We start from the raw sequence: 21,240 nt of genomic DNA on the forward strand, positions 1-21,240 counted from the left end.
ATGCCGGACATCTGCTACACCGACGCGAGCCGCGTCGACGTGGGCGTGCTTCGCGGCGCGTCCCTGAACACCGTGTGGGGCGACTCCGGCAACGACTTCGAGCTCACGGTGGACATCGCGTCGCCAGAGCGCATCGAGGACGGGGCGCTCGTCTACGTCGAGGGCACCGAGTACGGCGGCGTGGTCGACGAGCGCGAGGCGAGCTCGTCCGACGGCACGATCAGGTACCGCGGCCGCTCCTGGCACGGCATGCTGCGCGACCGGGTCCTGTGCCCCGACGCCGGGGCCGACTACCTGACGGTATCGGGCGAGGCCAACGCCGTCCTGCTCTCGCTCGTCTCGCGCATGGGCCTCTCCGACGTCATGACGGTCTCCTCCGCCGCGTCCGGCATCGAGGTGAGGCACCAGTTCGAGCGGTTCTGCGACGCCTACTCCGGCATCCGCGCCATGCTCTCGGCGTCCGGCGCGAGGCTCGCGGTGGCCTACGACTCGGCAGCCTCCCGCGCAGTGCTCTCCGCCGTCCCCGTCGTGGACTGGTCCGACGGCCCGACCTCCGACCAGGCGGGCGTCGACGTGACGAGGGTGAGCCGTCCCTACAACCACCTCGTGTGCCTCGGCTCGGGCGAGCTGCGCGACCGCGTCGTGCAGCACTGGTACGCCGACGAGGCCGGCAAGGTCTCCGGCAGGCAGAGCCTCTTCGGCGTCGACGAGCGGGCCACGACCTACGACTACTCCAACGCCGGCGCCGACGAGCTGTCCGTCAAGGGGCCGAAGAAGCTCTCCGAGTACCAGCAGGCCGATTCCATGGACGCCACCCTGGACGTCGACGGCGCCTACGCCGTCGGGGACGTGGTCCCCGGCACCGACGTAGGCACCGGCACCGAGGTGAGCGTGGTGGTCGGCACCGTCGACGCCACGGTCGACGAGCTCGGCGCGACCGTCACGTACAGGGCCGGCGGCACGGCGCAGTCCGGCGCGTCCTCCGGCTCCTCCGAGTCCTCCGGCTCCGGCGGGGCGGCGTATGCCGCGGGCGAGGGAATCTCCATCGTCGGCCGCACCATCTCAGCCGAGGTGACGCAGGCGAAGCTCGACGCCTTGGCCGAGGTCGCCAGGGGCGCCTCCAACACGGCTGCCGGGGCGTCCACCGCAGTCGCGAGGGAGGCGGAGGCGCGCGAGTCCGCCGACTCCGCGCTTGGCAAGCGCATCGACGCCGAGGCCGAGGCCAGGCAGGGCGCCGTCTCCAAGGTCTCCGAGGCCGTCGCGGCTCGCGTGGCCTCCGTCACGGGTTCCGGCGCGGTCGCGGCTTCGACTGGCGCCGACATGGCCGTCACGGTCTCCCACGCGGCGTCCGGCGTGTCGGCGGGGGCCTACGGGCCGACCGCCGACTCGACCCCGGGCTTCGGCTCGAAGGTCACCGTCGGCGCGCGGCTCTCCATCGACGCCCGCGGCCACGTGACGTCGGCCCAGGGCCGCTCGGTCACCATCCCGTCAGCCGTTGCCACGCATACGTCTGACGGGCTCATGAGCGCCGCCGACAAGAGGGCCCTCGACGCGGCCCCATCGACCTATCAGCCGGCGGGGGACTACCAGCCGGCAGGAGACTACGCCGCGTCCTCCCACACCCACGCTGCCTCCGACGTCTCGTCCGGGGTGCTGCCCGTGGCCCGAGGAGGCACGGGCAACGCGACGGGCAACGCCGCCACGGCGACGAGGCTGAGGAACGCCCGCACCGTGACGCTCACGGGCGCCGTCACCGGCTCCGCCTCCTTCGACGGCTCGGAGGACGTCACGATCACCTGCGAGGGACGGGGCGCCGCCGCGGGCTTCCTCGCCGCCCACCCCGTGGGCAGCGTCTTCGAGAGCACATCGGCCGTTAGCCCGGCGGGAGCATACGGCGGTACATGGGAGAGGGTTCCGAGCCTCGGAGCCTTCAAGTGGGAAAGGAAGGCCTAGCATGGCAAAGACCAGCGGCTACTCGCAGCTCGTCTGCGACAGGTGCGCGAAGACCCTGTACGCCACGGACAACGCCCCGGAGGCCCAGAGCTGGCGCAGCGTGAAGCGCTACACCGCCGACGGCACGGAGGTCTCGCGCCTGCTGTGCCCCGGCTGCTACGACGGCTACCGCACGCTCGCGTCCTCGCAGGACGCCGCGTTCGGAGACTTCATGGCCAAGAGGGGTGAGTAGCATGGCGTTCGACGGCGTCTTCGCCTTCCAGGGCAAGGACCACATCACCGCCTCGCAGCTCGGTCGCATCGTCGAGGGAGTCGCCGGCAAGGGCCGCTACGTGCTGCCGACGCTGGACCAGATGACGGCCGAGATGCAGACCGCGAACAAGGTGCGCGTCTGCACCGGAGACCTTGTCATGGACGGCCGCGTGGTCACCAACGAGGCCGCGGTCGACCTCACGGTCGAGAGCGGCACGTCAGGCTACAAGCGCAACGACCTCGTTGTGTGCCGCTACACCAAGAACGCATCCACCGGCGTCGAGAATTTCGCCGCAGAGGTGGTCAAGGGCACGCCCACCACCGGCACGGCCGCGGACCCAAAGGTGACCGAGGGCGACATCTCCAGCGGCTCCGCAAGCGCCGTGATGCCGCTGTGGCGCATCCCGCTCAACGGCATCACGCCCGGCGCTCCCGTGAGGATCGCGCCGGTGGCGTCGACTCTGAAGACCCTCGGGGATTCCGTATCCCGGGTTTCCCCTGTCAAGCTTGCCGTCGGGACGACGGTCATTAAAGTCGGCGAAAACGTCTTCTGGGACCTGATGAGCTACAGCGAGGCCGCAAGCGAGCTGGGGTGCTCTGTCGCGGACTTCGCCAAGAGCGGCTTGCCCTCGGCGCGCCTCGCCTGCTTCGTCAGCAACGGAGACCCGTCCACGAAGACCGTCGGTGCCATGCACGCCGAGTTCGACGACTCGCGGAAGATGATCCGCGTTCAGTTCGGGCAGGTGGTATCGAGCTTTCTGCGCATCAACTGGATGCTCGCGCTGAACACGAAGGTCTAGAGCGCCCTGACGTTGTTCCCGTCGACGTAGAACCTAAGATTCTTACCGTCCCACGAGATGCCGATGGCGTGAACTCCCGGGCGCGTGTAATCGTCAAGCAGCTTCGCCATGTTCGTTGAGTTTGCCGCTTGATTCGCTTTCGCTTCTGCAGCGTCCGCCTTTGCGGAAACCCGGGATACGGAATGCTAGATCGTGTACGTCAGCGATATGTCGACGGTGCCCCACGTCAGCGTGTCCTTGCCGTAGCGGTGAATCAGCTTGACGACGCCGTCGACGTCGATGGACACGATGCCCCACGACGTGTCCTGCGTGCCGAAGATGGCCCGGGCAGGAACCTTTGGACGGTAGGCGGTTTTAACGGAGCCGACCTTTATGCCTTGGGTATTAGTGAGCGCATCGTTTCCCGCGATATGCACCGTCACGCTGCCGCCGCGCGCCGCTCCCTCGACGAGGAGGCCGTCGAAGGCATGAGTCTCTATCGGGGATACGGAATGCCCTACCCGTTGAGGAGCAACCGCTCGACCTCGCGCTGCGCGTCCTTGCATATGCGCGGACGGGGCACGATGTAATGCTCGTAGGCCGTGCCTATGTCGGTGTGGCCGAGCATCATGGCCACGGTCTCGATGCCCACGCCCGCCTCGACCGCGAGCGTCGCCCACGTGTGCCGGCACTCGGTCATCGAGGTCCAGGCCGCGCCCGCCCGTCGGCAGGCCGACCGGATGCGCCGCGCGACGGCGTCGGGCGACAGCTCGCAGAGCCAGCCCGTGCGGCCCCTGCGCAGCGCGCGCAGACGCCTCACGGCGAAGCGGGGGAGCCAGCAGGACCGCGCCGAGCGCTCCGTCTTCGGAGACTCCACGACCTCACGGCCATGGACCACCTGCCGCGAGCGCCTGACGCGCACCTCGCCCGTGCGCAGGTCGATGTCGGACCACCTGAGGCCGCACGCCTCGCCGCGACGGAGGCCGAGCGTCACCGAGCAGATGGCGACGGCCTCGCACTCGTGGCCCCACAGGGCGCGGAGGTAGGAGCGCACCTGTCCCGCCTCCATCGTTCGCGGGCGGCGCGCGGCCTTGCGCGGCAGCTCGACGCCGGAAGCCGTCGGGTCGTACATCCGCACGCCCAGGCGGCGAATCGCCCATCGGACGACCTGCCGCAGGGTCTTGTACGCCTTCTCGGCGGCGCCGGGGAGGTCGAACGAATCGACCCAGGCCTGGACGTCCTCGGGCGCGATGGACTCCAGCTCGACCCCTCCCCACCTCGGCAGCACGTGCAGCGCGAGCGCCGACTCGTAGCCCGCGATGGTGCAGGCGCGCAGGCGCCTCGCCTTGTCGTCCATGTACTCGCGCACGGCGGTTTCAAACAACATTTCGACCTCGATTCAATCGGAAATCCCACGCGCCCCGGCGGCGCGCGCCACCGGAAGCGTCGGGGATTCCGCCGCGTTACGGGAGGCTTACGGTCTGCCGGACAGTCGGACGGCGCCAACGGCGCGGCGAGAGGGGAGACAGGGATTGGTGGAACAACTGGCCAACGCGGCCGTCCAGTGGGCCGTGCCGGCGGCGCTCGCGGCCCTCGCGGGCGCGATCATGCGCCTGTACAAGGTCATGGACGCGATGCAGGAGGGCACCAGGACGATGCTGCGGAGCCGCCTCGTGGACCTCCACGAGCGCTACGTGGTCAGCGGCAAGGGTTGCCCGGACTGGGCCAAGCGCGAGGCGACGCAGGTCTACGACGCCTACCACGGCATGGGCGGCAACGGCACCGGCACGCACTACTACCAGGAGATCATAGAGGCCCCCGTCAGGGGGGACAAGGAGGACTAGCATGGAGAAGTACGAGGAATGGGCCGTCGCGGCCCTCACCCGCGCCGTCAAGACGGCGGCCCAGACGGCGGTGGCGCTCATCGGCACCGGGAGCGTCGGATTCACCGACCTCGACTGGCTGCAGATCGCGAGCGTGGCGGGCGTCGCCGCCGTCGTGTCGCTGCTGACCAGCGTCGCGACCGACCTACCAGAGGTGGACGGCGCGCAGCCGGGACCGTCTCACGAGGGCGGCGAGGAGTAATGGGCTACCCCATCGAGACCTACCACGGCGGCTACAACCTCTCGCCGCGCCGTGAGGCCGTGCGCTACATCGTCGTGCACTACGTGGGCGACGGCACGAGCGCCGCAGGCAGCGCTAAGCGCAACTGCATGTACTTCGCGGGCGGCGACCGACAGGCGAGCGCGCACTACTTCATCGACGACGGCTCCATCTACGAGTACGCGGACCCCTCCGCCCACGCCGCGTGGCACGTGGGCGACGGCCACGGCCGCTACGGCATCACCAATGCTAACAGCGTCGGCATCGAGGTCTGCAACAACGGCGGGCCTTACACCGAGGCCGAAATCGACCGCCTTACGTGGCTCGTCCAGCGCCTCATGACGCGGTTCGGCGTGCCAGCCGAGCGCGTCGTGCGTCACTACGACGCGAGCCGCAAGATGTGCCCGCTCTACTACGTCCAGCACCACGACGCATGGGTGGCCCTCCACGCCCGCATCACGGGCGGCACCGTCACCGGCGGCGCGCCCGAGTCCGGCTCAACGGGCTTTGCGGGCGGCACCTACCGCTGCACGGTCGGCACGCTCAACGTCAGGGACGAGCCGGGGCTGTCCGGCTCCGTCGTGGCCAGTTACCACAAGAACCAGACCGTCGTGCTCGACAGCTGGTACAAGGTCGCCGACGGCTACGTCTGGGGCCGCTACACCGGGGCCACGAGCGGCAAGGAGCGCTACGTCGCCGTCGGCAGGGCCACGGGCAAGCCCGAGGCGGACGACTACCTCGTGAGGGTGGGCTAGTGCGCCGCGCGATCGGGGAGCTGCTCGCCTTCCTGGCGCTCGAACTCGCTCTGTGGGCCGTCATGCTCGCGGAGACCATGTCCGCGGGAGCGGCCGGCCCCGACTCAGACCTCAGGCCCGTCGTGACCGACCCGCCCGCCGAGACTCACATCGTCATTTACGGCGCCTTGCCCTAGGCGCGACACAGGTGCGACATAGGTGCGACACCCCTCCTCGCCTTCGGGCGGGGAGGAGCTTTTTGTATCCGCTATTTTGTCGAAAACCGACTTTAGCCCCATTTCGTCCCAAGGGTTTGTCGAAAACAAAGCAGGCCGGAGAGCATTCACGCCCTCCGGCCTGCGTCTTCTCTGGTGCGCCGTCAGGGTCTCGAACCCTGGACCTTGGGATTAAAAGTCCCCTGCTCTACCAACTAAGCTAACGGCGCGGCAGCCGCTTGCGGCTTGAGCCGTGCGGTGCGGATTTAGATTCTAGCCGATGTCGTCTTTTGCGGCGGGCGCGGAACTGGGGGCGGCCGAACAACCCGGCAACCCTATTCCCACACCCACTGACCGTGGACGAAAATCGGCTCCTCGCGGCCATCAGCGGTAATACCGGTCACATTCAGGTCGTCTGCCCCAATCATGAAGTCCACATGCTGCGCACTGTCGTTGATGCCGGCCGCAAGCAGTTGCTCCTTCGTCATGTCCGTGCCGCCCTCATAGCAGTCCGCGAATCCCCTGCCCAGGGCAAGGTGACAGCTGGCGTTCTCGTCATAGAGCGTGTTGTAAAAGAGCAGGCCGCTTTGGCGAATTGGCGTGTTCTTTGAGATGAGCGCGCACTCACCAAGGTAGCGGGCGCCTTCGTCGGTCCCCAGGATGTTCTCGAGCACCGCCTTGCCTTGCTCGGCGCCAAACTCCACGACGCGGCCTGCCTCAAAGCGCAGCCAGAAGTCGCGAACCACGGAGCCGTTATGCACAAGCGGCAGCACCGAGTGCACAATCCCCTCCGTCTGACTGCGATCGGGGGAGGTAAACACCTCCTCCGTGGGCATATTGGGAAAGAAGAACACCCCGCCTCTCGTGCACGCGGCGCCACCTTCCCAAATGTGGCGGTTCGGCAGGCCAAGCGTCAGGTCGGTTCCGTTCTCTGAGGTGTAGTGAAGCTTCACGAAACGGCGCTCGTTGAGCATGCGCTTGCTCTTCGCAAGCGCCGCGTTATGTGTTTCCCAAGCGTCCTCGGGGTCGCCATCCGCCACGCGGGCAACGTCAAGGACTGCCTCCCAGAGCTTGCACACCGCCTCGTGGGGAGACGCGTCCGGAAAGACCTTCCTCGCCCACGCAACAACCGGCACGCCGGCGATGCACCAGGCGTTCTCGCCAAAGTCCAGGCCACGGCGGTAATCCGGGCACTGCCTGTGCGAGGCCAACACGCGCGCGGCGGGCTTGGCGGGGTCTATACCGAGCATGGCGTCGGGATCTGCCCCGTCAAGCCACAGGAACGCGGCACCGGAGCGGGCAAGCGAGTTCATCTGCTCCACCTTCCAGGAGGGGAGCTCACGGAACCGCTCGATAGGGCAGTGCTCGTACTCGAGGCGCGACAGATCGTCGTCAGACCAGATGAGCGTGACATGGCCAGCACCCGCCTCGTAGGCCGCGGCAACCACCATGCGCACGAACGGCGCCGCCTCGACGGGCGCCGTAACCACAAGCTCCTGACCGCGCTGAATGGCCACGCCCCTTCGCACGACAAGCTCGGCGTACTGCTCGAGCCTTGGCTCAAGCTGTCTCATCGCAAGGGCGCACTCGGACTCGCTCATGGGTATCTCGGTCATCGTTCCTCCAGATTCGTCCAATCGACCATGATGCTGCTACCCGAGCCCGGGCACCCATAATCTGCGAGCCGCAAGCGCACACAACGTCTCGATGACGTGCAGGGAGGCACAGGGGGCTAGAGGACGGGCGGCTAGATGCGCGAGGGGAGCCGAAACTCGCCGTTCGGGAGCTCATAGAGGCGAAGCAGCCTGAGCAGCTCCTCTGCCAGGCCGAGATTTGCGAAAGGCACGCCATCCTCCCCAGAAAGAGAAAGGGCAGGCCGGCCGGCCTGCCCTTGCACGTGCTCTGGAGCGGGCAACGGGATTCGAACCCGCGGATGACGGCTTGGGAAGCCGTTGCCTTACCACTTGGCGATGCCCGCATCTGCGCCATGAAGCTGGCGTGAGATTGAGTGTACCCCGGATGGGCGAGAACAGGCAAGCGCAATCCCACTTCTGTGCGGCACGAACGATCTCGGCTCTACGCAGCTCGAACATATTCACCTCTCCGCATTCCTCGAAGAAAGTGACGGGACGTTTCCCGGCCGGGCCTGGGACTTCCCACATCTTGGCGCTCCATAAAGGAGGAGTGTGAAGAGGCTGTGGTCAGTTCCGGGAACATAGGCCGCAACACGCCAGCTAGATGGCCCGAGCGATTGGCCCAGATTGCAAGCTTCTTCCTTTTCAATCTTTTTTGCCCTCTTTACCTGCAGCGTTAGACCTCTGTTTGCGCCAGCATGGGTTTTTGTTTGACCACCCTCATATGCTCGGCCTCCAGGTCACTACGACAGGAGGTCACATGGACGCGACAAGAACCGGCAAATCACGGCAAGGAGGGGTCGCAGGTGACAGCACCGCACGCTCACTCGCGCCAGAGACAGGGGCATTCGCACGTCTCCTGAGGGCAGCCATGCTGGCGATAGGCCTCATAATCGGAATGCTCGCTACCCTCCCCACACAGGCGCAGGCGCTTCCCGGCAGCATCACGGTTCAACGTTCCGGCATGGTCGTGCTCAAGGAGAACGGACAGTGGGCAGCAGACATGTCCGTCTTCCGCGTGACGGGAGGCGAGTTCGACGGGCAGCGCGTCTACTGCCACGAGCAGGGCGCCGCATTCAACGGAGCCCTCGAGGGCGACGCATCCAACGTGACGTTCACCCAGGTGCGGCCGGGCGGGCACATCCTGAGCTACATCCTCCTCAACGGAGCGAACACCTACAGGGACACGGTTGCGGCCGGCGGGGCCACGGTCAGCGGCAACGACGCCCTCGTCGCCACCGGGCTTGCCGTCCACATGGAGGAGGGCGCCATAGACGAGAACGGCATCGTCATCACGAAGAAAAACGAGTATTGCGCCACGTACTTTGGCCAAGAGCTTCTGCTTTGGAAGCATGCATCCCAGAATGTGAAGACCGTGGCCAAGTCTCTCTATCTAGACGGCAAGGCCCATGCCAACGACCCGAATACGCCTGAGGATGCCGCGCTTATCGTCACCGACGGTGAGGGAGGCGTGCAGGATTGTGCCGTGTTCGCCGGGCTCGGCAAGGCGTCTCTTCGCAAGTCCAGCACGAACAGCTCCTTTACCGCAGACAATCCCTGCTACGACCTCGCCGGTGCACAATATGGCGTCTATGCCAGCGAGGGGGATGCCCTCGCGGACCTGAACCGCAAGGCAACGCTCACCACCCGCTCGGACGGCAGCACGGATGCCGTGGAGCTCGTACCCGGCACCTACTACGTCCGAGAGGTCTTGCCCGGCAGGGGCTACGCCATTGCCGAGACAACCTATCCCATAACCGTTCACCCCGCGCAGACCGCATCCATCGAGGTCGCGGACGATCCGCAGCACGACCCAACCCTCGCCGTCCTCGCGAAGCTCGACGCCGAGACGGGCAGTGCACACGCGCTTGGCGCCGGCACCCTCGAGGGCGCCGAATTCACCGTGAGTTGGTATCCGGGCCACTACGACTCAGAAGGCCAGCTTCCGCAGAAGCCAAACCGCACCTGGGTCCTTCGGACCGACGCTAACGGCATGGCGAGCTTCGATGCCGAGCACCTGGTGAGCGGTGACGACTTCTTTATCACCACCGAAGGTGAACCCACCCTGCCGCTTGGCACCGTGGCCATTCGCGAGACGAAGGCGCCGCGCGGATATCTGCCCGTCAGCGATGCCGTGAGTATCCAGAAAATCACGGGGTCCGGCTCGAAGGAGATCATCGAGAGCTACGTCGTGGCGGAGGCGCGCGAGCAGGTCATCCGCGGCGACGTGCGCCTGGTGAAGGTCGACGGGCAGACCATGGAGCGCCTCGCGGGCGTCCCCTTCCTCGTGACGGCGGAGGCCACGGGAGAGCGGCATGTAGTCGTGACCGACGAGAACGGCCATATAAACACCAGCAGCGGCTGGAACCCCCACACTTCGGACACCAATGCCAACGACGCGTGTCTTGGAGCGGATGGATCGGTCGATGAGGAGAGACTCAACCCCAGGGCCGGAGTCTGGTTCAGCGGAACTGCCGACGAAGCCACGGAGCCAAATGACGCGCTGGGCGCCCTTCCCTACGACACCTATCGGTTCGCCGAGCTTCGCTGCTCTTCAAATGTGGGCAAGCAGCTCGCAGCCTTCGAGGTCATCGTCTCGCGCAATGCCGTGACCCTGAACCTGGGCACTGTTGATGACAACGATGAGGAGCAGCCCGCCATTGGCACCACGCTGACAGACTCTGCCTCCGGAAAGCACGAGGTGACCGAGGGGGAGACGGTGACCCTGGTGGACGAGGTCTCCTACAGCGGGCTTACCCCGGGTCTCGACTACCAGCTCACTGGCACGCTGATGCTGAAGGAAACGGGGGAGCCACTGACGGATGGAGACGGCAATGCGGTCACGTCGACGGTGGAGCTGGCCCCAGAAAGCCCAACCGGCAGCATCCAAGTCAAGTTCGAGGTGGACACCACGGGCATGGCGGGAACGACGTTTGTGGCCTTTGAGAGACTCGAGACAGACGGCAAGCTCGTAGCCAGCCATGAGAACCTTGATGATGCGGACCAGAGCGTGAATGTCATCAAGCGCGAGACTCCCCCGGAGACCCCTGAAGAGCCTGAGAAGCCCAAGGAGCCTCAAGGGGAGCCCGAAAAACCCACCCAGGCACTCCCGAAGACAGGCGAAAGCCGGGGAGTGGCTCTCATCGCCGGGGTCATCGGTACGGCCAGCCTCTTGGTAGGAATCCTCATCATGAGGTCGCGCCGCTCGATCTAGGGCGATACGGAACCGCAAGCCTCCCTGCTTACCGCACGAAATACATGGTGTCCCAGGTGAGGTAGAGCCGCGCGTACCCCACTGCCCAACTCGCACGAAAAAAGGCGCCGCCCCACACGGGACGGCGCCTAAGAGCATTCTTGATTCAAGACTACGCGCGACGAATCATCTCGGTGATGAGGGCAGCAACATCCTCGACCTGGGCCTCGTCGACGTTCTCGGGGACGTCGTAATCCGTGCGAGAGAAGGCCGGAAGGTCGCCCTCGCCAATTCCCATGATCGTGACGGCGCGCAGCGACTTGCGCATGAGGGGCGTGGCCTCGGTGTCTGCCCACGCGCGGTCCTCCTTGGAGAGAGGAATGTGCAGGTCGTTCGCAACCGCAGACAGCAGGGCAGAGCAACGGCGGTCGGCTCGACGAATGACGCCAAGGCCCTCACGGGTCAGTACCGTCAGAGAACCGGCGCCAACGCACTCGAGGTTCACGATGAACGAGCCGCGAAGGTCACGCCGATGCGACTCGACGAACTCCTTGATGCCGGCGTGGTCGAGGGCAGAGGCGCCCGTGGCCACAAACCAGATGTCGTGCGCCCTCAGGACATCATCGTCCATGGCAAGCACGGCGTCGCGAAGCTCGACGTCCACGTCGTCGTCGCGGCCATTGGCCCCACCACGGAGCTCGACGGAACGGGCAGCACCGCCCTTCCAGCGTCGGCCATCGCGCTCGTCGCTGTCGAAGTTGTCCCACGAGCCGATGTGCTCGCCATCGGTCTTGGCGTTGAAGTCCTCGTCGACGCCAAGCCACTCGGACATGGACTCCTGCTGCTCGCGCTTGTGACCGAACAACCCGGAGAGGCGATGCTTCTTGTGGCCGCCATCCTGGCCTGCTTGCCCCGCATCAGACTTGAGAACCTTGATCTGTCCCTCAGGGCAAGCGGGAACGTACGAGGAAAGCGAATTGCCGGCAGAGCGGGAGGGGGTCCGTCCGGTCTGAGGCGCCTGGGCCTCCGTACCCTCGATCCTCACAGGATTAGGCACGGACACAGAGCGGCTCGCCTCAGCAAGACGCTCCGCCATGGGCGCAGATGCCCCCTCGGAGGGCTGATCGACGGCGGGGACGCGAACGCGCGGGCGGGAAGCCATCGGAGCCGTCGAGTCCGCCGAAGCCTCGTCATCTGCAATGGCAGGAATGCTCGGCACGCGACGCTTCATCGGCGCGGTGGCGTCGGAGTCCCCGGTGGAAAGGGAGGCCGTCGACGAGAGGGGGTCGGCAACCGCAAACGGGTCGGGCAAGTCGAACAGTGCGGAGCGCCGGCCAATAGGCTGGGCGGGCTGCATCGGCTTCGTGGGCTGAGCCGGTCGCGTTGGCGTGAAGGTGCTCTTGCCCCAGTTGGGGTCATCAATCGCAGCAGGACGGGTGCGCTCGGGACGGTCGGCTTCGGCGGCGGAGTTCGCATCCTCCTCCACCATGGTGTTGAGGCCGGTCTGGTCGGTCTCCCCGGTTGGGCCTTCGTCCGTTCGCTGCCCGTTCTCAAGCTTGTCCAGACTGTTGGAGAAGAAGCGGTCGAACACCGAGGACTTGGGGAGAGACGTTGTGGCATCCCCCTCATCTTCAGACTGGGCGCCCATCACGACGGTGGCGTCGGCGTCTGCAGAAGTCTCATCCTCGGGCTCCGCAGCAGGCTCCTGGCGCTGGGCCTCAGGTGCGGACATCTGTGCCTCGGACTCCGCCGTTGCGGAAGCGTGAACGCTGGTCTCGGGGTACGCCTCGTCCTCATCGGCGTGCTCGTCATCGGAAGGTGCCTCGTCCCCCGGGAACTCCGCCGGCTGCTCCTCGGCCCAACCCTCGGCCTCAGGCGCAGCGACGGAAGACGGCTCGGGCTCGTCCCAGGCGCCGTCCGGGGCAGGCACGTCCTCTACCGGCTCGCTCTCGACCGGCGCGTCGTCCGGAAGCTCCTCAAAGGAGGCATCCATCAAGGAGACCTTGTCGGCCGCGATGGACTTGCCGAAGGCCTTCACCACGCTGACGATGCCGGCAAAGACCTCCTTGGGGCTCGGGGCCTCCTTGCCCTCGCCGGCGCCAGGCTGCACGCCGGCCCTGATGCGGTCGGCAACGCCCAGCGGCCTCATCGGAGCCGTTCCATTGCTGGGCTCAAAGCCCTGCTCGGTATTCTCGATGCCACCTTTGTAGTCAAATTCCTCGCCAGAGCGCTCGACGTAGGGGTTGTTCGAGTAATCAATCTGCTCGCCAGAGACCGTCGTCACGACGTCCTCGCCCAACTCACTGTTGGCGGCAGTCGCGACAGGCTCGGCAGCCGCCTCTTCCTGCTCCCTGAGAACCACGGAGGCCGGGCGGGCAACGGGCATGGAAGACGTCGAGCCGGGCTCGATTACAGCTGGCTGCGCGGAAGGCGCGACAACCCGGGCGGCCGTGGCCGCGCTCTCGGCCGGCGCGGCCTTGACGGAATTGGAGGTCGACGCGGCGGCGGACTCGGCCGCATCAGGGGACGAGGGCGAAGCGGCGTTCGGAGCGGCCGGCGCGGGCTCAGGCACAAAGGCAGGCTCGGCAGCGTGCTCCACACGCTGGGACCTCGGCGTCGGAGTCGAGACGGACTCAGGCGCCACAGAGGGAACCGCGGCGGGCGTCGATACCGCCGCGGGCTCGGGAACTGCGACCTGAGGCACGGCGGGTACGGGAACCTCGGCAGGCACGGGAACGGAGGCCGGAATGTGGGTCGTCACGCCTGCGGCCGGCATCTGAATCGTCTCGGCAGCGCGCGGTACCACCGCAGTCTGATCGGCGCAGGAAGCCACGCTCGTGGCCTGGCTCGCAACGTCTGTCACTGCCGGCTGAGACGGAGCGGCGGGGACCTGCTGCGACTGGGGAGCCTGGGCGACGCCCGCCTCGGCATAAGCCTGCTGCGGCTGGGAGGCCTCGCCCTCACTCGTATCGGCGTAGTGTCCCTGCTGCGACTGAGCAGCCTGGGCGGCGGGCGCCTCAACGAAACCCTGCTGCGGCTGGCATGCCTGAGCGACCTGCGGTGTGGGCTCCTCCATGGGCTCGACAACCGGCACCACGCGAACCTCGGGCGCTATATAGGTGATCTCGCACGTCTCGGGAAGGATGCCGAGGGCGCGAAGAACGCTCTCGCCGTGTCGGGTGCCGACGACCTTCTCAACCTCTCGGCGAACGGCAGGTTCGCGGCGAGGCTCAGCAGGACGCACGGCAGACTCTCGCACGGGCGCGGCGGCCGCCACCTGAACGGAAGGGGCGGGCTCAGGGGAGACGTCATCCTCGCGCATCTGCTCCTGCTCGCGGGCACGACGCTCCTCCTCGCGGTGGGCAAGGGGCTCCGTTCCATTGGTGACGTAGTCAAGAACGCCCAGCATCGCCGCAACGGAGGACTTGTTGTCGATGGCCCCGTTGGAGTACGGCATGAACTTGGAGGCGATGAGGGAGACGCCCCAGAGCACCATGGGCAGCGAAGCCACGATGCCGATCACCCAAAGCGTGCGGCGGAGCGGAGCGGGCAGGAACACGAGCAGCTGCGCCAGCGTGCAGACCGCCACGGCAATCGTCGCATACGGCGACACCCGCACGAGGGTGCGCTTGATGGATGCGAGGCCAGGACGAGAGAAGAGGTCGTTACGCTGCGTGTCGTAGTGGGCGATGATGACGATGGGCCGCTCGCGGGACTTCTCGTCCCCATCCGCCTTGCGCAGGGCCACCACATTCTGGCTGTGAGATCGCGGGCCAAACTTCGCAAAGACGTCCTTGCCGGCGTTGCGCATGGCAAGCACGCATACGCCAATCAGCACCAGCACTATGCCCACAAACGACACCACGCCGCCAATGCCCGCAAGGATGATGCCCACAAAGAGGAATACCATGGCAACGCCATAGGGCAAAAGCCCCAGCGCCGGAGCAGAGAACTCCTGGATCTGGGGGTTCAGGCCGTGCGAGGAAAACTCGTTGGCAAGCGACTGTGCGCAGTCAAGCTCCTCCTGGCTGCTCGCCGGCGAGATGCCCATCTCGTTGTTGAGGTAGTCCAGGTAGTCCTTCGTCTTGCCCATTCGTTCACCTTCCGAATAGCGGCAGGGCCGCTACCTGTAGTCGTTGACTAGAGAGTATACGTCTAGCAGTCCGAACCGCGAATCCTGCCGTCAGGCATCCACCCAACCGCAGAGCAGCCGAGACGGTCCCCTCGGGCCCGCCCAATCGCCCATGCGGCCGGCCAACTCGCATGCTCGGCCATACGCAAAGCTCTCGTTTCCCCCGCGGCCATCGAAGCCGCATAATCGAGGTATGACGGCATAGTTCCGCCATGAATATTGTCCATGGTACCAGCTAGCCGACGCCGCCCGCGGTTTCGGCATGTTCGAGGAGGACAGATGGCAGGTCGTTCCGGCACCAAGCGCCTCGGCCACCGCGACGCCCAGCGCATGCAGCTTGTCCTCGACCTCGCTCGGGGGAAACGCATCTCCACCCAAGACATCCTCGGGCGTTACTACCAAGATGTGTCCCCCTCTTCCTTCCATAAGACCTTCAAGCGAGACCGCGATTCCCTCGAGGCGGAGGGCGTCTACCTTGCCGAGGAAACCCATGGGACCTCCAAGACCTGGACGCTGGACCGCAAGCGCACAATCGCCGACCTAAGCGAGCTTGACGACGATAGCGCCCGCATGCTCGCTCGCATCATGCAGCCGCTCGTCACCGACCCAGCAACCGCAGACCCCTCGGCGCTCGGGGCAGCCGTCGCACGCATCGGCCGAGACATCAGCCCTGCCATCAAGAGGGAGGCCCACGTCTGCGACCGCGCCGTCATGGATGCCGTCCACGAGGCATTTCAACGCAGGCTCCCCTGCGAGCTCAGCTACCAGGCGCTTTCCGACAGCCGGTCCACCTCCAGGCTCATCCGCGTCTTTGGCATCTTCGAGCTCGCGTCCTCCATCTATGTTGTGGGGCTGCGCAGCCGCGAGGGCCAGTCCGATGCCATGAGGACGCTCAACCTCGCCCGTGCTAAGAGGGCCACGGTTCGCGAGGACTTCGCCCCCTACGAGATTCCCACAGACTTTGACGTCACCGACTACCAGCTGCTCCCCTTCGAGATCGGCGAGGGGCCGGCCGTACCCATCAAGGCCTATGTCCCGCGCACGGCCGGCCCCACCTTCAAGGCCGCGGCGCGAAAGCGGGGATTCGCCGAGGCCCATCGCGGAGGCGCCATCGTGTGGACCATCGCCGCCCGGGACATGCCCGGCGCGGCTTCGTGGCTCATCGAGGTTGGCGCCCTGCCCCTCGGGCCCGACAGCCTCGTAGAGGCGTGGCTCAGCCTTACGCAAGCAGGAGGTGAGCTGTGATGGCTCGAGATCGGGGCCGCGGAAGGCCTTGCGACACCAGGCTCGGCGAGGACCTCGCGGTCCTGTGCGCGCTCGCCCGAGAGGGCGCCGGCGCCAGCCCCCGCGACATCTCCGAGCTCCTTGGCGTGACCGAGGCACGTGCCTCGGAGATTCTCCATTGCCTCTCGAGCGACTCGGGCTGCGGTAGCGTCGACGACGAAAGCTCCGGTCCCATGCTCGCCCTCTATGCCTCCGGGTCAGATGGCTCGATGGCACGCGTGGCAACGCTCACCTCGGCGCCAGTACCTCCCCTGCGCCTTACGATTCCCCAGGCAACGGCCGCCGCAGGCGCCCTCGACCGGCTCGGCCTCAAGCCAAGCGACCCCCTACGGGGCGCAATCGAGCGCGCGTTCTTTCCACTTGACGCGACCGGGTCGCCCCACCCCATCGCGCCAGAGGCACACGAAGCCGAAGCCGTGGGGGAGGGCGACGCCTGTCCCCTGGATACCCTCATGACTTGCGCAAAGTCAATAATCGCCGCCCGCGTGAGCCCAGAGGAACCCGCCCTCGTGAGCCAGCCTATCGTCGCCTTCTCCTATCGCGGAGAGAACGACCAGATGGCGCGCTCGAGAAGGGTCATTCCCCGCGAGATCAGCTTGAAGGAGGGGCTGTGGCTTGTGGGGGCCCATGACCTTGACGCCCGCGCGTCGAGAACGTTCCTGGCATCCAAGATGCGCAACCTGTGCGTTCTCGACGAGCTTGGCTCGGCGCCGCGCCACACCTCAGAGCAACCCGGCGGCGGAACGGTGCGGCTCACCTGCTCGCCAAAGGCCGCCGCGCGCGTGCGGCTCTGGAGTGGCGCGCGCGAGGTGGCCCAGCTCGGCGACGGACGTGTCGAGATTGACATCCCCTACTTCCGCGGCGATTGGCTCCCCCGTCACGTCCTCGCCCTTGGCAAGGACGTGACCCACAACAACGAGCAGTTGCGCCAGGAGATGCGGGCCATCGCGCGCAATGACATCAGGCAGGCGCGGCGCACCTGGCGCAGGGAGCCTTAGGCCTAGCGGTCCCTCCGCCAGGCCTCTATATAGCGCCCCACCACGTCGACGCCGAGCGTCGACACGTTCTTGCTGGGCAGCGAGCGCAGGAACACCTTGCCGTACCCCTTGGATGTCACGCGGCCGTCGGCCAGCACCAAGACGCCCGTGTCCGTAGAGGTGCGGATGAGCCTGCCGGCCGCCTGCTTCACCGAGAGCACCGCCTCCGGGAGGCTCCACCTGCGCCACGCCTGTTGGTCGCGCGCGCCACGCTCCTGCACCAGAGGATCCTTTGGGCTCGAGAAGGGGAGCTTGGGAATCACCACACATTTGAGCGTCTCGCCGGCGGCGTCAAAACCCTCCCAGAACGACTTGAGCGCCATGAGCGAGAGCGCCTCCTCCTCGACGAAGCGATTCCGCAGGCGCCTCGCGCTGGATCCGCGCTCCTGCATGGCAAGATCGAGCCCGGCGGCTGCGAGCCTGGGTTGCAGGCCCGCGTACACCTGCTCCATCTCGCGCCTGTTGGTGAACAGCGTGAGCACAGACCCGCCCATGGCAACGTGCACGTCGTAGAGGAGCTGCTCGAGCACCTCGAGGTACTTCGGGCTATAGGGGTCCGGCATGTCCCGGGCAACAACGACGGACATGTGGCTGTCGAAGTCATAGCAACTCTCGAGCGCCACCTCGCGATGGCGAGCGGGGGAGAGCCTGTCGTATCCCACGGCATGCGTGAAGTGCGAGAAGTCGCCGCCCACCGTCATTGTGGCCGACGTATAGGTAACGCTCCTCATCTCCGGATACCACCGGTCTGCCAGCTCAACGCCAATGTCCAGCTTCTCCGCAACGAGCTTCTCGGTGCCGATGCGGCGCTTGGCTCGGGATACCTCGGCCGAATAGACGAAAGAGTCGTCCGTGCCCTCGATGATCGTCCGTGCCCCGTCGCGGGTCTCCGCAAGCGTGCGGCAGACATCCTCGAGGTCGCCGGGCAGGTTCTCGATAGCCTCCGCGCACACGCGCTGGGCATCTGTCAGGTCGTGGGCGCAGGCGTCGAGACGGTCGACGAACGACTCCCCCGCCTCAACCACCAGCTTCCAGGCGTCGCTCTGCCGCGCCTCCCCGCCAAGCCAGAGGGTCACGGAGTCATATCCGCCACCGCCCTTGGCGATACGCGCCAGGCCGCGGACAGCGTCGAAGAAGTCCGCCGAGGCGACGGAAAGGCTCGCAGCGCTGGAAGCCGCCTTGGCAAGCAGACCCAGAGCCGGCATGGCCGCCTCGTTGCTCGAGGCAAGCGTCGAGAACGCGTGTATGACACCTGTCTTCGTGCCGCCAAGCTGCTCGAGGGCGGCCCTCATGCGTTCCGCGGACACCTCAAGGGCCCACTGCCTGCGCGCCTCTGCCTCAAAGGAATGGGCCTCGTCAACGACCCAGTTGCGAACCGGCGGCAGGATACGGCCCTCGGCCTCGACGTTTCTCAGCAAGAGGGAATGATTCGTCACCACGATGTCCGACGATGACGCCCTGCGGCGGGCGCCGTGCAGCAGGCAGAGGCTGGGATAGAAGGGGCAGCGGGAGCGCTGGCACTCCCCGGGGCTCACCGTGAGCAGATGGCGAGGCACGCTACCCCAGCGAATCCCGAGAGCATCAAGGTCTCCCTCGACGGACTCGCTCACGTAGGCATACGTCGTCGCGATGGCCGTGAGCATGTCGGAGGCAATAGTGTTCTCCGACCTTCCATGGGCGTTGACCTCTCCGATGGGCAGTTCCGCCTCGGCGGCGCGCGTCAGGCGGCGAAGGCACGGGTAGTGGTCATAACCCTTGAGGCTATGGAAGCTCAGGCCGTTCGGCAGCGCCGCTGCCAGCGCGGGCAGCTCGTGCGAGACAAGCTGGTCCGTGAGCGCATTCGTCTTTGTGGCGACGCCGCAGGTGATGCCGTTTCGCTTGGCATAGAGCGCCAGGGGAAGCAGGTACGCCACGGACTTGCCCACACCCGTGCCCGCCTCGATGGCGCGCATCGAGGCGCCCTCAAGCGCCGAGCGAACCTCCTCCGCCATCTGAACCTGCTGCGGGCGAGCCTCAAAGCCCTCGTACATGCGAGAGACGGCGCCACCCGCATCAAACGCCGCGGAGACCTCGCTCGGTAACGGCGCCACGGGCTCGGCATCCATGTCATCGACGTCGGGGCGGGCGTGGGCCTTCTCTTGCGCCACGAGGTCCCTACGCACGCCGATGAGCGAGAACGGCACGCCGGGGTTTGCCAAGGCCAGGTGGGAGATGATGGGGCGATACGCCCACTCAACCTCGGGATGCATGTTGGCGAGATGCTCCAGGAGGCCCGGGGGCAGCTCTGTGAGGCCACAGAGAATCACGCGCCACATGCCAGCCAGGGCCTCAACGTCGTCCATCGCGCGATGGGAGACGCTTGCGCACCCAAAGGCGTCCGCCATGTCCTGGAGGCGATGCGTAGAGAGCCGCGGCAGCGCGATGCGCGAGAGCGCGAGGGTGTCGACCCACAGCTCACTCACCTCGCGACCCCCGGGCACGCGCTCGATGAAGGTACGGTCGAAGGTGGCGTTGTGGGCGAGCACCGGCGCACCGCCCACAAACTCGGCAAGTTGCGACACGGCCTCCTCGGAAGAAGGCGCGCCAGCAACATCCGCGTCGGTGATGTGCGTCAGGGCCACGATGTTCGCGGGGATGGGCATCCCGGGATTCACAAACGTGCGGAATCTGTCGACAATCTCGCGGCCACGCAGGCGGGCGGCTGCGATCTCGGTGAGCTGGCACGTGGCGAACGAGAGGCCCGTCGTCTCCGTGTCGAGAACGATCACGTCGTCCTCGAGCAGGCCAAAGTCCTCAGTCTGGGCACGCCTCGCCAGGCCTCGATAGGCCTCCACGGTGCGCTCGGGCGTTCCCGGCAGCAGTATGTCCTCTAGCACGTGGCCTCCTCGGCATTCGAACCACAGCCACAACCGACGCCGGATGCGATCGCCGTGCCACAGGGAGCCGTATGCTGTCCTCGGGCCCCACGCTCAAGGGCGAGCTCGACAAGCTTCTTGCAGAGGTCGGCAAAGCCCGTGCCTGCGCGGCGCGCGGCGTCCGGCATCAGCGAGTTTGCCGTCATGCCGGGCACCACATTGGTCTCGAGCATGTAGGGCGTGCCGTCATCGTCCACGATAAAGTCGCTGCGAGAGGCACCGGAGCATCCAAGCGCCACGTGGGCGCGGCACGCGAGCTCCTGCGCGCGCGTCACGGTTGCCTGAGGCAGCTCAGGCGGAATGACATGGTGCCTCGACGGGTCCTCGTACTTGGCCTTGAGGTCGTAGAAGCCCGAGGACACGCGAATCTCAACCGCCGGCAGGGCGCTGGGGTGTTCGTTGCCCAGCACGGGAATCGTGATTTCCGTACCCGTCACGGCGCTTTCCACCAGCACGCGTACGTCGTACTTGAACGCCTCCGCCACCGCGGCGGCAAGGTCCTCGGCTCTGCTGACCTTCGTGATGCCGTAGCTCGATCCGTTCGAAACGGGCTTCACAAACACGGGGAGTCCCAAGGCCTCCACAACAACATCCCGCTCAAGGGGGTCACCCTCAAACAGAACTATGTCCTTAGGCGTGGGGATACCGTTCTCGCGGTAGACGTCCTTGGCCATGGCCTTGTCCGACGCAACGGCACTCGCCAGGACGCCAGAGAAGGTATAGGGGATGCCAAGCAGCTCGAGAAAGCCCTGCACGCAACCATCCTCTCCATACCTGCCGTGGAGGGCAACAAAGGCCACGTCATACTCGCCATCTGCAATCGTATGGACGAAGGCGGGGTCCGCCACGTCAAGCATGTCCACGTCCGAAAAGCCAGCCTGACGAAGGGCCTCTGCACATTCGTGAGCGCTGGCAAGCGAGACCTCCCGCTCGTCAGACCAGCCTCCACAGAGCAGCGCGACGCGCTTGGCAGTTACGTCATCGACCATGGATACCTCCTCAGAACGAG

16 protein-coding genes and 2 tRNA genes are annotated in these 21,240 nt (G+C 66.4%); 10 read left to right on the top strand and 8 right to left on the bottom strand.

Features of this window, described 5'->3' with window-relative positions; genetic code table 11:
• The 3 genes from EFAMC2_RS07510 to EFAMC2_RS07520 are packed head-to-tail and all read left to right on the top strand — an operon-like array spanning position 1 to position 3,005.
• Positions 1-1,953, top strand: coding sequence for a hypothetical protein (locus tag EFAMC2_RS07510; RefSeq protein WP_154028218.1), 1,953 nt, complete (start codon positions 1-3; stop codon positions 1,951-1,953).
• A 1-nt stretch (position 1,954) separates the two neighbouring features.
• A complete protein-coding gene (locus tag EFAMC2_RS07515) occupies positions 1,955-2,185 on the top strand; it encodes a hypothetical protein (RefSeq protein WP_154028220.1) in 231 nt (76 codons plus the stop codon).
• Between the two features lies 1 nt (position 2,186).
• A complete protein-coding gene (locus EFAMC2_RS07520) occupies positions 2,187-3,005 on the top strand; it encodes a hypothetical protein (protein WP_154028222.1) in 819 nt (272 codons plus the stop codon).
• Positions 3,006-3,190: 185 nt separating this feature from the next.
• Here the strand turns inward: EFAMC2_RS07520 and EFAMC2_RS07525 are convergent, their stop codons facing one another.
• Both EFAMC2_RS07525 and EFAMC2_RS07530 read right to left on the bottom strand, forming a co-directional pair.
• Positions 3,191-3,427, bottom strand: a complete 237-nt coding sequence (locus tag EFAMC2_RS07525) for a hypothetical protein (protein WP_154028224.1) — start codon at positions 3,425-3,427, stop codon at positions 3,191-3,193.
• Between the two features lie 74 nt (positions 3,428-3,501).
• Positions 3,502-4,371 carry a tyrosine-type recombinase/integrase gene (locus tag EFAMC2_RS07530; RefSeq protein WP_154028226.1) on the bottom strand — a complete coding sequence of 290 codons (870 nt, stop codon included), beginning with the start codon at positions 4,369-4,371 and terminating at the stop codon, positions 3,502-3,504.
• Between the two features lie 148 nt (positions 4,372-4,519).
• On the opposite strand from EFAMC2_RS07530, the gene EFAMC2_RS07535 reads away from it, so the two are divergent.
• The 4 genes from EFAMC2_RS07535 to EFAMC2_RS07550 are packed head-to-tail and all read left to right on the top strand — an operon-like array spanning position 4,520 to position 6,018.
• A complete protein-coding gene (locus tag EFAMC2_RS07535) occupies positions 4,520-4,828 on the top strand; it encodes a hypothetical protein (RefSeq protein WP_154028228.1) in 309 nt (102 codons plus the stop codon).
• A gap of 1 nt (position 4,829) precedes the next feature.
• Positions 4,830-5,069, top strand: a complete 240-nt coding sequence (locus EFAMC2_RS07540; protein ID WP_154028230.1) for a holin — start codon at positions 4,830-4,832, stop codon at positions 5,067-5,069.
• Entirely contained in the window at positions 5,069-5,842 is a 774-nt protein-coding gene (locus tag EFAMC2_RS07545; protein ID WP_154028232.1) for an N-acetylmuramoyl-L-alanine amidase, read from the top strand. The genes EFAMC2_RS07540 and EFAMC2_RS07545 overlap by 1 nt, the downstream gene beginning before the upstream one ends.
• Complete coding sequence (locus tag EFAMC2_RS07550) at positions 5,842-6,018, top strand: hypothetical protein (protein ID WP_187325225.1); 177 nt, start codon at positions 5,842-5,844, stop codon at positions 6,016-6,018. The genes EFAMC2_RS07545 and EFAMC2_RS07550 overlap by 1 nt, the downstream gene beginning before the upstream one ends.
• 172 nt (positions 6,019-6,190) lie before the next feature.
• Here EFAMC2_RS07550 and EFAMC2_RS07555 read toward each other — a convergent pair.
• The 3 genes from EFAMC2_RS07555 to EFAMC2_RS07565 all read right to left on the bottom strand — a co-directional run bounded on the left by EFAMC2_RS07555 (position 6,191) and on the right by EFAMC2_RS07565 (position 8,014).
• A tRNA-Lys gene (locus EFAMC2_RS07555) sits at positions 6,191-6,266 on the bottom strand.
• Between the two features lie 105 nt (positions 6,267-6,371).
• The gene (locus EFAMC2_RS07560) at positions 6,372-7,652 is read right to left on the bottom strand and encodes an aminopeptidase (protein ID WP_154028234.1); all 1,281 of its coding nucleotides are present in this window, start codon (positions 7,650-7,652) and stop codon (positions 6,372-6,374) included.
• Positions 7,653-7,939: 287 nt separating this feature from the next.
• A tRNA-Gly gene (locus tag EFAMC2_RS07565) sits at positions 7,940-8,014 on the bottom strand.
• A gap of 554 nt (positions 8,015-8,568) precedes the next feature.
• On the opposite strand from EFAMC2_RS07565, the gene EFAMC2_RS07570 reads away from it, so the two are divergent.
• Positions 8,569-10,884, top strand: a complete 2,316-nt coding sequence (locus tag EFAMC2_RS07570) for a VaFE repeat-containing surface-anchored protein (RefSeq protein ID WP_154028236.1) — start codon at positions 8,569-8,571, stop codon at positions 10,882-10,884.
• 151 nt (positions 10,885-11,035) lie between these two features.
• Here the strand turns inward: EFAMC2_RS07570 and EFAMC2_RS07575 are convergent, their stop codons facing one another.
• Positions 11,036-14,956, bottom strand: coding sequence for a hypothetical protein (locus EFAMC2_RS07575; RefSeq protein ID WP_154028238.1), 3,921 nt, complete (start codon positions 14,954-14,956; stop codon positions 11,036-11,038).
• 318 nt (positions 14,957-15,274) lie between these two features.
• Here EFAMC2_RS07575 and EFAMC2_RS07580 point away from each other — a divergent pair, with 318 nt between their 5' ends.
• The gene (locus EFAMC2_RS07580) at positions 15,275-16,240 is read left to right on the top strand and encodes a helix-turn-helix transcriptional regulator (RefSeq protein ID WP_187325226.1); all 966 of its coding nucleotides are present in this window, start codon (positions 15,275-15,277) and stop codon (positions 16,238-16,240) included.
• Complete coding sequence (locus EFAMC2_RS07585) at positions 16,240-17,277, top strand: helix-turn-helix transcriptional regulator (RefSeq protein WP_154028242.1); 1,038 nt, start codon at positions 16,240-16,242, stop codon at positions 17,275-17,277. Before EFAMC2_RS07580 ends, EFAMC2_RS07585 begins: the two co-directional genes overlap by 1 nt.
• A 2-nt stretch (positions 17,278-17,279) precedes the next feature.
• On the opposite strand, the gene EFAMC2_RS07590 is transcribed toward EFAMC2_RS07585, so the two are convergent.
• Positions 17,280-20,192 carry a helicase C-terminal domain-containing protein gene (locus tag EFAMC2_RS07590; protein WP_154028244.1) on the bottom strand — a complete coding sequence of 971 codons (2,913 nt, stop codon included), beginning with the start codon at positions 20,190-20,192 and terminating at the stop codon, positions 17,280-17,282.
• On the bottom strand, positions 20,186-21,220 hold the full coding sequence (locus EFAMC2_RS07595; protein ID WP_154028246.1) for a D-alanine--D-alanine ligase: 1,035 nt from the start codon (positions 21,218-21,220) through the stop codon (positions 20,186-20,188). Before EFAMC2_RS07595 ends, EFAMC2_RS07590 begins: the two co-directional genes overlap by 7 nt.
• Positions 21,221-21,240 lie beyond the last annotated feature (20 nt).

This window comes from Olsenella uli (assembly GCF_901212655.1).
Classification (GTDB): Bacteria; Actinomycetota; Coriobacteriia; order Coriobacteriales; family Atopobiaceae; genus Parolsenella; species Parolsenella uli_A.

What these genes read in the sequence shown, in the direction of transcription:
- EFAMC2_RS07545 (WP_154028232.1), top strand. Translation starts at nt 5,069, where the DNA reads ATGGGCTACCCCATCGAGACCTACCACGGCGGCTACAACCTCTCGCCG.
- EFAMC2_RS07580 (WP_187325226.1), top strand. Translation starts at nt 15,275, where the DNA reads ATGGCAGGTCGTTCCGGCACCAAGCGCCTCGGCCACCGCGACGCCCAG.
- EFAMC2_RS07530 (WP_154028226.1), bottom strand. Translation starts at nt 4,371, where the DNA reads ATGTTGTTTGAAACCGCCGTGCGCGAGTACATGGACGACAAGGCGAGG.
- EFAMC2_RS07510 (WP_154028218.1), top strand. Translation starts at nt 1, where the DNA reads ATGCCGGACATCTGCTACACCGACGCGAGCCGCGTCGACGTGGGCGTG.
- EFAMC2_RS07560 (WP_154028234.1), bottom strand. Translation starts at nt 7,652, where the DNA reads ATGACCGAGATACCCATGAGCGAGTCCGAGTGCGCCCTTGCGATGAGA.
- EFAMC2_RS07515 (WP_154028220.1), top strand. Translation starts at nt 1,955, where the DNA reads ATGGCAAAGACCAGCGGCTACTCGCAGCTCGTCTGCGACAGGTGCGCG.
- EFAMC2_RS07575 (WP_154028238.1), bottom strand. Translation starts at nt 14,956, where the DNA reads ATGGGCAAGACGAAGGACTACCTGGACTACCTCAACAACGAGATGGGC.
- EFAMC2_RS07595 (WP_154028246.1), bottom strand. Translation starts at nt 21,220, where the DNA reads ATGGTCGATGACGTAACTGCCAAGCGCGTCGCGCTGCTCTGTGGAGGC.
- EFAMC2_RS07540 (WP_154028230.1), top strand. Translation starts at nt 4,830, where the DNA reads ATGGAGAAGTACGAGGAATGGGCCGTCGCGGCCCTCACCCGCGCCGTC.
- EFAMC2_RS07520 (WP_154028222.1), top strand. Translation starts at nt 2,187, where the DNA reads ATGGCGTTCGACGGCGTCTTCGCCTTCCAGGGCAAGGACCACATCACC.
- EFAMC2_RS07585 (WP_154028242.1), top strand. Translation starts at nt 16,240, where the DNA reads ATGGCTCGAGATCGGGGCCGCGGAAGGCCTTGCGACACCAGGCTCGGC.
- EFAMC2_RS07570 (WP_154028236.1), top strand. Translation starts at nt 8,569, where the DNA reads ATGCTCGCTACCCTCCCCACACAGGCGCAGGCGCTTCCCGGCAGCATC.